Source organism: Mesorhizobium sp. M1399, from assembly GCF_040317735.1.
In the GTDB taxonomy this organism is placed as follows: Bacteria; Pseudomonadota; Alphaproteobacteria; order Rhizobiales; family Rhizobiaceae; genus Mesorhizobium.
In genome coordinates this window covers 54,760-63,740 of record NZ_JAMYKZ010000014.1, presented here as the reverse complement: position 1 = coordinate 63,740, position 8,981 = coordinate 54,760, and the positions used below count along the sequence as shown (strand labels likewise).

The following is an 8,981-nucleotide window of genomic DNA, read 5'->3' as shown; positions in this document are numbered from 1 at the left end:
CTTAAAAATCAGAAGGTTTCATAGCGTCCGCTCGAGATGGTCAGCTGCCAACAGCGCCTGGGTTTCGCTCATGATTGCCGGCTGCCGTAGCGGCCTCGCTCCTGCATCGGCTCCTGTGACCGCGACGCAGCTCCGCCGGCAGGCGCATCGCGTGCAGTTGGCTGGAGTGTCAGCGATGCACCGGGACGGCGTTTTCGTACCGGGCCATCTACGCCGACGCGGCCCTCGTCGGACAGAAAGGGGAGACCAGATTCTGGCGCAGAACCTGGTCGTCGGGACAATGGTTGGAGCAGACATTCTGCACCATTTGCGGATCGGTCGTTTTCATGCGGGCAGAAGGATTGAAGGATGCGCTGTCGGTCTCGGTCGGCTGTCTGGAGGACCCGCATTTTCCGGCCCCGGCAACGCTCCACTGGCCTGACAGGAAACATAAATGGCTTTGTTTGGAAGGCTTGCCCAAGGTCGCTTGAGGAGCGAAATGGCGATGCGTGCAGACGCTGGCACAGAGTTGCAACAGAACTTCAGGGATCACTCTGCTGGACGAGCAGTCTCGACAATTCGCTTCAGGCTCTCAAGATTTATTCGCATGCCGCGTTCGAAGAAGCTGGACGCGAGCGGCGCGAGAAGCGCCATCGGCCCGGGAAGCCCTTTTCCGGTAATCGAACCCTCGAGGTGGAGATGCGTTCTGTGGCCTGTCGGCGCCAGCCGAAAGCGGTAGGTGAATGGCGTCGGCCCGCTCAAGCTGGACAAAGTCAGCAGTGCATCGACTTCGAACTCGGTGACCTCCACGATGTTTTCGAGGACCCGCCCGACCGGGCCGGCCGTGAGCTTGGCTACGGACTGCACAGCCGAGTACCAGGCCGGAGCCGCTTCAATATCCTCGATATGACGGAAGACGGTCTGGGCAGGCCTGTCGATCTCGATTGATATGTCGAACATTTGTGACTTATTCCTTCGGGAGATCGGATGATGGCCCATCGCGCCGGGCGATTGCGTTGCCGGCGGCTGTTCCGGCGACCAGAACTCGCAGCAGCCCGACGGCGGTTGTGACCTCGTTCGGCGTGAGCCGCTGGCCCAGCCATCCGTAAAGCCGGGATTCGACCTGCCGGATTTCGGCGGCGAGCCGGTGCCCCTCCTGTGTCAGTTCGAGCTCCACCTGCCGGCGATCGTCGGAGTTTTCCCGCCTGACGACGAGCGCCCGCTCGACCAGCGTGCTTACCAGCCGGCTGGGACTGCCGGTCTCGCAGACCAGCAGCTTGCCAACAGCATTGAGCGACATTGGTCCGCCGGCCTTCAGGCAGCTGATGACTTCAGCCTGGGAAGGGGTGACGCCAAGCGGCGAGAGCAAGTCGGTAAGCAGCCTGTTGCCTTCGCGCTGGGCGCCGAGAATGAGGAATCGCAGCTCCTCTTCTGGTTTCATGCCGCCGCTCCCAGTTCGACCGGGGCGGTCACCAGCTGACGCGTCGCCAGCCGCACGGCGCTCTCCGGATCATGGGTCGGCAGATAGATCGTCGGCTGCTGCTCGGCGAGCTGCCGGACGGCTCGCAGGGTGGCGGCGGCAATTTTTGTATCGGGTCCCACGCCGTCCACCTTGCCGGCAAGCATCAGTGCCTGGTTGTAAGACGTGTCGCCGGCGAGAAAGAGCGTTGCGTCGCCATCCTCCACCAGCACCGAAAGATGACCGGCAGTGTGACCAGGAGTTGCGATCGCCACGACGTCGCCCGCTTTGGTCAAGCGCTTGCTCGCCGCAAATTGGCCGAACGGTCCATCGTCGAGCTCGAGCCGTATGGGGTTGAACCAGTCGGGCCAGCGCTGCGGCAGGTAGCCGCGGAGCATTCCAATGAAACCCGACGCCGTGTCGATCTCACTGGGGGCGGCGAGTATCTCGCTATGGGGAAAATGCACCAGGCCCGCATCGTGGTCCATGTGCAGATGCGTGAGCACCACCCGTTTGACGTCGCGCGGCCCGATACCCAGGCCACGCAGCTGCGGCCCGATCTCTTCTTCCGGCTCGATACGAAAGTGCACTTCCCAGCGAAAGAACGGATGCAGCGAGCGTCCGTGCCCGTTCAGCAGATGCGCCGCCTGTCCAGTGTCGACTACAATGACGCCTTCGTCATGCTCGATGGCCCAGGCGAAGGTCGGCAACCAGCCGGACCAGTTCCTGTCGGCAAAGATGCTGGCAAGCCCATGACCGCGTCCTTCGATCTGGGCCGTCTTGATGCGGACCGACCCGGTCCGGATGGCATGTACTTTCATTTTTTCCTCTCCATTAGATGATATGTCATCGTATGACACGTCATATATTTAGGAGTCAATAGGACGGAGGAGAAAAGATCAGCGCGATGGCGATCGCGAGCATCTGCCGCTCAGCCCGATCGCGCAGGCGCTGAATTCCGGAACAAGGGTGCGATTTTGCCGTTGAGCCAGAAACTGGAAGCGACCCGCATGTCCGAATTGCCGAATGAAGAGATCGAAGGGCGGCTGAACGCCCAGCGCGAGACTTTGGCGCTGGTCGTCGCACTGCTTGCCAACAAGGATACGGCACCCGAGCGAATATGGGCCGAACTGGAGGCCCGTTTTCAGTTTCAGAACAGTCAGGAGGACCCCGGCGTCCTGCCAAGCAGCGCATTCGCCATCGAGGCTGCGAAGATGCGGGAGTTCAAGCTGATCGCCGAAGAGGCGCGGGCGCGCACTGCGGAATGGAACGGCAGGGACAAGCCACAGGGCGCCAGCTGAAGCCCCGGCGAGTGGTTGCAGGACCGGCTATTTTGCGAGGGGCCGAGCAGGCGTCAGCTTTGCCCTAGAAGTGCACGCGCCAACTCTTCCCATTCCTCGTCAAGCGTTGAGGTCGACGGCGCGGCATTGCTGCGGCGATACCAATATTCGGCATTCGACTGGTCGCCTTCCTTGCGGTGGAGATAGGCATGCACGTGCATGCCCGCCGTATCGTCGCGCTGCTGCGCGCATTCGTGCGCCTTAGCCCAATCGCCCTTTGCATCCCACCACAGCGCCTGCAGGGCAGGGCTCAAGCCGGCTGGCGGCTGTGGTTTTGCAATCGAATCCCTGAAGATTTGCAGATCCATTTTTCCACCCTAGCAACGTACAGGGCGCCGATAATACCTGCACCGGCAGCCGACCGATAGCGTGCATCGGGCGGGACAACCGGAATGGGTGTCGGGAGCCGATAACCGCACGGCCAGATGCTTGATTTGGTGACGTGCATGAAATAGTGCGCACCACGGCACCATGATGCCTGAGACAGCGAGGATGGGTAGCGAGCCGATGACAGCCCCCGACAACGCACGCCAATTCTACCACGGCACCCGGGTCGACCTTAAACCGGGAGACCTGATAGAAGCCGGCTACAGCTCCAATTACGGCGCGAGAAAGCAGGCAGCCTGGGTCTATCTGACCGGCACTCTGGATGCGGCCATCTGGGGTGCCGAGCTGGCCGCTGGTGACGGGCGGGAAAGGATCTACATCGTGGAGCCAACCGGCCCGATCATGGACGACCCCAATCTTACGGACAAGAAATTTCCCGGCAATCCGACGCAGTCCTATCGCTCCCGCGAGCCGCTCAGGATCACGGGCGAGGTCGCCAAGTGGCAGGGCCACTCCCCGGAGCGGCTGAAAGAGATGAAGGACCATATCGAACGGCTGAAGGCGCAAGGCATCGAGGCGATCGATTGATCGCTAAGTCCTGCAATTGCCAGGCCTGGCTCTGACCTACGGTCGGCGGCAGTCGCCGCGAAACACGGCTCGCCGTCTGCAATGGATCAGGACCCGACCGCACCGCCTCCTACCGCACGACCTCGCGGTGGGCGCCGGGCAGTCGGGTGGCGATGAGCTTGTCGATGCGGCGGCCGTCGAGGTCGACGACCTCGAAGCGCCAGCCTTGCGCGTCGACGCATTCGCCGGTCGCCGGCAGATGGTGCATATGCGACAGCACATAGCCGGCGACGGTTTCGTAGTCGCGGTTCTCGGGCAGGTCGATGCGGAGAACCTCCGCCATCTCGTCGGCCTGCATGTAGCCGGCGAGCAGCCATGAGCCGTCCTCGCGCTTGACGGCGTTTTCCTCGTCGCCGGCATCGAGGTCCGAGCGGAAGACGCCGGTGATCGCTTCCAGTATGTCGGCTGGGGTGACGATGCCTTCGAAATGGCCGTATTCGTCGTGCACCAGCGCCATGGGCACGTCGGATTCCTTCAGCGTCGCAAGCACATCCAGCGCGTCGGCCTGGTCATGCACGATCGGGGCGGTGCGCACGTGCCGGCGCGGGTCCAGGGCGCGGCCGCCCAGCATCGCGGCCAGCACGTCGCGGGTCTGGACGACACCAATCATGGCGTCGACGCCGCCGTCGCCGGCCGGCAGGCGCGAATGCTGGGTATCCATCAGCAGCTTCCTGATGGCGGCCTCGTCGGCTTGCAAATTGATCCAGTCGACCTCGGTGCGCGGCGTCATCACCGCGCGCACGGCACGGTCGCCGAGCCGCATGACGCCCGCGATCATGCGGCGTTCGTCGGATTCGATGGTGCCGTGGTGCTCGGCCTCGGCGACCAGCATCTTGATCTCCTCGTCGGTGACCTTCTCCTCGCTCTGGCCGCGCTGGCCAAGCAGCCACAGGAGGGCACGGCCGGAAAAGTCGAGCAGGAAGACCAGCGGCGCCGAGAAGCTGGCGAGGATGGTCATTGCCGGAGCGACCCTGACGGCGACCCGTTCGGGGTCGCGCAAGGCGATCTGCTTAGGCACCAGTTCGCCGATGATCAGCGAGCCATAGGTGATTAGGGCGACGACGATGCCGACGCCGAGCGGGTCGGCGAGGCTTTCGCGGATACCGGCCGACGCCAGGAAGGTGGCCAACCGCTCGCCAAGCGTGGCGCCGGAAAAGGCGCCGGACAAGACGCCGACCAAAGTGATGCCGATCTGCACCGAGGACAGGAATTTTCCCGGATTGGCGCCGAGCGCCAGAGCCCGGCCAGCGCCCTTGACGTTGCGGTCGATCATCGCCTTGAGGCGCGCCGGCCGCGACGAGACGATGGCGAGCTCGGACATCGACAGAAGGCCGTTCACACAGATGAGGACGACCACGATGGCAATTTCAGCATAAAGCATGCCGGGTCCATAGCATTGCCACGCGGTTTTCGAAAATAGGACGGTTGCGATTTTTCAGGGCAATCGCTTCAGGCAGAAAAGATAATGCCCAATTCGTCTTGGAGGTTATCAATTGTCGAAGTCGGCGCCGCCCTGGCAGCGCAAACCTTAAGCAATGGCCCTTTGTCTTTTCAACTAGCCGGCGGAGCAATCAAGCGGCATCCCAGGGCGGCGCGGAAAAATGCTCGATCAGGGTGTCGACGACGACGCGCACCTTTGGCGCGAGGTTGCGTGTTACCGGCCAGATGGCATGCACCACGGTATTTTCGACAAGACAGTCCGACAGAACCATTTCGAGCTCACCGCGCCTGATGCTGTCGGCCGTCAGCCATGTCGGCAGAAAGACGATGCCGCAGCCGGCCAGTACCGCATCGAGCATCGGTTCGCCGTGGCCGAGCACCAGCCGCGCCTTGGGCGCGAATTTTTCGAGACGGCCGTCGGCATGCCTGACGGTCCAGGGATGGACAGCGCCGTCGCGGCCGTAGCCGATGAGGCTATGCCTGGCGAGATCCTCGATCGATTGCGGCCTGCCATGGGCGTCGAGATAGGCGGGGACGGCGACGATGCCCGAACGCTGGGCATAGATGCGGCGCGCGGCGATCGAAAGGCTGTCGTCGAGATCGCCCATGCGCACCGCCAGATCGATGCCTTCCTCGATCAGGTCGACGCGCCGGTCGTTGAACGAGATTTCCATCGTCAGATCCGGGAATTTTTTGGAAATGTCGAACAGCACCGGGGCGACGCATCGCCGGCCGAAAGCCAGAGGCAGGTCGACGCGCAGCCGCCCGGAAGGCACCTGCTTGCGGGAAGCGAGCAGTGACTGGGCGGCTTCGATCTCGGCCAGCGCCCTGACGCAGGCTTCATAGTAGCTCAGGCCCTCGCTGGTTGGGCTGAGGCTACGGGTGGTACGGTTGAGCAGGCGAACGCCCAACCGCTGTTCCAGCTGTGCGATCGACTTGCCGACCGCCGATTTCGTGACATGCAACCGGACAGCGGCGCCGGTGAAGCTGCCAGCCTCCACGGTATGAACGAATGCGACGATGCCCTGCAGATTGGCCGATTCCAATGAAGCGCTCCTATTGTAGAGTTTCACTCATTAATCCGTTGCAAAACATGCCACATAGAAGCTCTTTTCTCCATAGTGAAACGGCGTAAATGTCCGCGCAGCCATCAACCGCGGAGCGCGAACCAAATGAGCACCGAAAACAAATCCTGGCAGATGAACGGTTTCGGTCTGTCCAGGCTGAAGCCGGCTGAGGGCAAGCTGCCCCAACCCGGGCGGCATGACCTGCTGGTGCGCGTCACAGCGGTATCGCTGAATTACAAGGACAGGATGATCGTCGATGGCGTGCTGATACCGGACCTCAGCTTTCCGTTCGTGCCGACATCGGACGCGGTTGGCGAGGTGGTGGCGATCGGCGGCAAAGTCAGCCGCTTCGGCATCGGGCAGCGCGTGCTCGGCCAGGTCATCGCCGACTGGCCGGACGGCGACGCGCCGCCCGTGCTGCACAAGCATACGCTGGGTTCGTCACTGCCCGGCACGCTGTCCGAGCATGTGCTGTTTCATGAGGATGCCGCCGTGGCGGCGCCGCCGTCGCTCAGCGACATCGAGGCATCGACGCTGCCGATCGCGGCGCTGACGGCCTGGTTCGCGCTGGTCGAGGCGGCCAAGCCGATCCCGGGCGAAACCGTTCTCATCCAGGGCACTGGCGGCGTGTCGCTGTTTGCGCTGCAATTTGCCGCCGCCTTAGGCCTGCGCGCCATCGTCACCTCGAGCTGCGACGAGAAGCTCGAGCGGGCGAAGGCGCTCGGCGCCTGGAAGGGAATCAATTATCGCAGCCAGCCGGCATGGGACGAGGCGGCGCGCAAGCTGACAAACGGCGCCGGCGTCAGGCATGTGCTGGAAATGGTCGGCGGCGACAATGCGCGGCGCTCGCTCAATGCGCTGGGCGCCGACGGCAGGCTGTCGCTCATCGGCCTTCTCGGCAGCATGGAGCTTAGTTTCCCGATCATTCCGTTCCTGCGCAACCGGATCGTCGTACAGGGCATATCGATCGGCCATCGCCGCGCTTTCGAGCGGATGAACCAGGCGATCGAGACGCTTGCGATCAAGCCGGTGATCGACAAGGTGTTTGGCTTCGACGAGGTGCCGCAGGCATTTGAGCGATTGGAGACGGGACCGTTCGGCAAGATCGTGATCGCCGTGCCCTGAACCCCGTCGGCACGAAAATGGCTGTCAGACGGGAAGGCTGATGGCGCCTACGGCAGTTGCAGCAGCACGCCGACAATGGCCTTGCCGTCGGTGAAATAGGGATCGCCTTCGCCGTTGCGCCCGGCCTTTGTGGCGCCGACGCCTGGTATCTGGCTGGTCGAGATCAGCATGCCGGCAGCGGCGAGGTCGCGCATCAACCCGTCGCGCTCGGCGTCGATGTCGGGGCCGATGTGATGGGTGATCGCGCCGGTATCGTGGCTGAGGCCGACGCCGCGGTCGAAGCTTGCCGAGCCAAGCCAAAGCGGCCGGCCGTCGTCGCCGGTCGCATCGGTCTGCCAGAAACGGACGTGGTGGCGCCGGTCGGCGCTGTCGCCGACCGGCTTTTCGAAGGCGAGGTCCTGGGCGCGGCCTTCGAACAGCAGCCGGCTGACCGGCGCATCGGGATAGGGGCGGTTAAACAGCACGCTTTCGCCGATCTCGATCGCGGTCTTCAGCGTGATCGCGTCTGCCGTATCCCAGCCGGCGACGGCAAAAGCATGGACAAGCTCCTTCCTGGTGCCGACAAGGCCGACATTGATCGGATCGCCCAGAATGCCTTGCGGCGTGTGCGTCACCATCTCGAATTGCCGGCTGCGAAAATTGCGGTCCCGCAACGTCCAGAACTCAGGCGCGGCGAAATAGGCGAGCGAAAGATAAGCGGCACAGCATGCCACCAGCCAGGTCGTTGCACGTCGTCGAAGGCTTCGTTGGCTCATGCATTGGCGCTCGAATTGGCAGGCCCGTCAGGCCGTCGAAATCCTTGGCAAGCGGCGCGCAGCCGGTCTATCGTAGCATGAAATGGCGTAGAACCGGCTAGCACGAATGAGGGCGTGATGAAGGGCAAACCGGCGCGCGGCACTGCCATGGCGTTGACCGCCGACCTTGTCGCGCTGGTCGAACGTGTCGAGCCCGACCCCGGCCCCGAGCCCGGGACGACAGAGCACACCGACGCGGAGTTCGATGGTCTTGTCGAGCAACTGCTGCTGAAATACCGGCCCGAAATGCTCTGGGTCTTTGCCTACGGCTCGCTGATCTGGAATCCCGAATTCGACTATGTCGAGCAGCGCCCGGCCACGGCGCCAGGGTGGCACCGCTCGTTCTGCATGAAGCTGACCCGCTGGCGGGGAACCCGTGATGTTCCGGCCTTGATGCTGGCTTTGGACCGTGGCGGCAGCTGCAAAGGCGTTGTCTACAGACTTCCGGCAGAAGATCATTTCGGGCAACTCGGTCGGCTGATGCGACGGGAGATCGACGCCAACCCGCCTACCAACGTGCCGCGCTGGATCTGGGTCGAGACCAGCGACGGTCCGCTACGCGCCCTGGCATTCGTCGCGGCGCCCGACGGCAAGGCTTATGCCGGGCGGCTGCCGCTCGATCAGGTGGCACAGACATTGGCGCGCGCAGCCGGACATTGGGGTTCGTCCGCCCAGTATCTGTTCCGCACCGTCAGCATGCTCGAGGAAAGCGGAATCGGCGACAAAAACTTGTGGCACGTCCAGGGTCTGGTCGCGCAGCACATCAAGGCTTCCACCGGCGGCACGCAACGCAGCTGATCCGGACGCTCTCGCGAAATGCTTG

Annotated in this window: 12 protein-coding genes; 5 read left to right on the top strand and 7 right to left on the bottom strand. The window is 63.3% G+C overall.

Translation table 11 applies throughout. The features are described 5' to 3' along the window. The first annotated feature begins 146 nt into the window (after positions 1-146). The gene (locus tag NKH05_RS23855; protein WP_084642673.1) at positions 147-470 is read left to right on the top strand and encodes a GFA family protein; all 324 of its coding nucleotides are present in this window, start codon (positions 147-149) and stop codon (positions 468-470) included. A 58-nt stretch (positions 471-528) separates the two neighbouring features. Here NKH05_RS23855 and NKH05_RS23850 read toward each other — a convergent pair whose 3' ends face one another. Genes NKH05_RS23850 through NKH05_RS23840 form a run of 3 tightly spaced genes read right to left on the bottom strand, consistent with a single transcriptional unit; the run spans position 529 to position 2,259 of the window. Further along, on the bottom strand, positions 529-939 hold the full coding sequence (locus tag NKH05_RS23850; protein WP_023719128.1) for an SRPBCC family protein: 411 nt from the start codon (positions 937-939) through the stop codon (positions 529-531). A 7-nt stretch (positions 940-946) separates the two neighbouring features. Next, positions 947-1,420 (bottom strand): MarR family winged helix-turn-helix transcriptional regulator, encoded by a 474-nt coding sequence (locus NKH05_RS23845; protein WP_023719127.1) that lies wholly within the window; start codon positions 1,418-1,420, stop codon positions 947-949. Beyond that, a complete protein-coding gene (locus tag NKH05_RS23840) occupies positions 1,417-2,259 on the bottom strand; it encodes an N-acyl homoserine lactonase family protein (protein WP_353026219.1) in 843 nt (280 codons plus the stop codon). The genes NKH05_RS23845 and NKH05_RS23840 overlap by 4 nt, the downstream gene beginning before the upstream one ends. 189 nt (positions 2,260-2,448) lie before the next feature. Between NKH05_RS23840 and NKH05_RS23835 the strand changes: the two genes are divergently transcribed. Continuing rightward, a complete protein-coding gene (locus tag NKH05_RS23835) occupies positions 2,449-2,739 on the top strand; it encodes a hypothetical protein (RefSeq protein ID WP_023719125.1) in 291 nt (96 codons plus the stop codon). Positions 2,740-2,792: 53 nt separating this feature from the next. On the opposite strand, the gene NKH05_RS23830 is transcribed toward NKH05_RS23835, so the two are convergent. Next, positions 2,793-3,086 carry a hypothetical protein gene (locus NKH05_RS23830; protein WP_023719124.1) on the bottom strand — a complete coding sequence of 98 codons (294 nt, stop codon included), beginning with the start codon at positions 3,084-3,086 and terminating at the stop codon, positions 2,793-2,795. A gap of 199 nt (positions 3,087-3,285) precedes the next feature. Between NKH05_RS23830 and arr the strand changes: the two genes are divergently transcribed. Further along, positions 3,286-3,693 carry an NAD(+)--rifampin ADP-ribosyltransferase gene (gene arr / locus NKH05_RS23825; protein WP_198030485.1) on the top strand — a complete coding sequence of 136 codons (408 nt, stop codon included), beginning with the start codon at positions 3,286-3,288 and terminating at the stop codon, positions 3,691-3,693. Positions 3,694-3,802: 109 nt separating this feature from the next. Here arr and NKH05_RS23820 read toward each other — a convergent pair whose 3' ends face one another. Together NKH05_RS23820 and NKH05_RS23815 are read right to left on the bottom strand one after the other, a co-directional pair. Then, positions 3,803-5,113, bottom strand: coding sequence for a hemolysin family protein (locus NKH05_RS23820; RefSeq protein ID WP_023719122.1), 1,311 nt, complete (start codon positions 5,111-5,113; stop codon positions 3,803-3,805). Positions 5,114-5,303: 190 nt separating this feature from the next. Further along, positions 5,304-6,218: a LysR family transcriptional regulator gene (locus NKH05_RS23815; protein WP_352592479.1), complete on the bottom strand. Its 915-nt coding sequence runs from the start codon at positions 6,216-6,218 to the stop codon at positions 5,304-5,306. A 126-nt stretch (positions 6,219-6,344) separates the two neighbouring features. Between NKH05_RS23815 and NKH05_RS23810 the strand changes: the two genes are divergently transcribed. Next, positions 6,345-7,364 (top strand): zinc-dependent alcohol dehydrogenase family protein, encoded by a 1,020-nt coding sequence (locus NKH05_RS23810; RefSeq protein WP_352592476.1) that lies wholly within the window; start codon positions 6,345-6,347, stop codon positions 7,362-7,364. 47 nt (positions 7,365-7,411) lie between these two features. On the opposite strand, the gene NKH05_RS23805 is transcribed toward NKH05_RS23810, so the two are convergent. Further along, a complete protein-coding gene (locus NKH05_RS23805; protein ID WP_352483134.1) occupies positions 7,412-8,119 on the bottom strand; it encodes an LssY C-terminal domain-containing protein in 708 nt (235 codons plus the stop codon). Between the two features lie 117 nt (positions 8,120-8,236). Here NKH05_RS23805 and NKH05_RS23800 point away from each other — a divergent pair, with 117 nt between their 5' ends. Continuing rightward, a complete protein-coding gene (locus tag NKH05_RS23800) occupies positions 8,237-8,956 on the top strand; it encodes a gamma-glutamylcyclotransferase (RefSeq protein WP_353026216.1) in 720 nt (239 codons plus the stop codon). Positions 8,957-8,981: the final 25 nt, after the last annotated feature.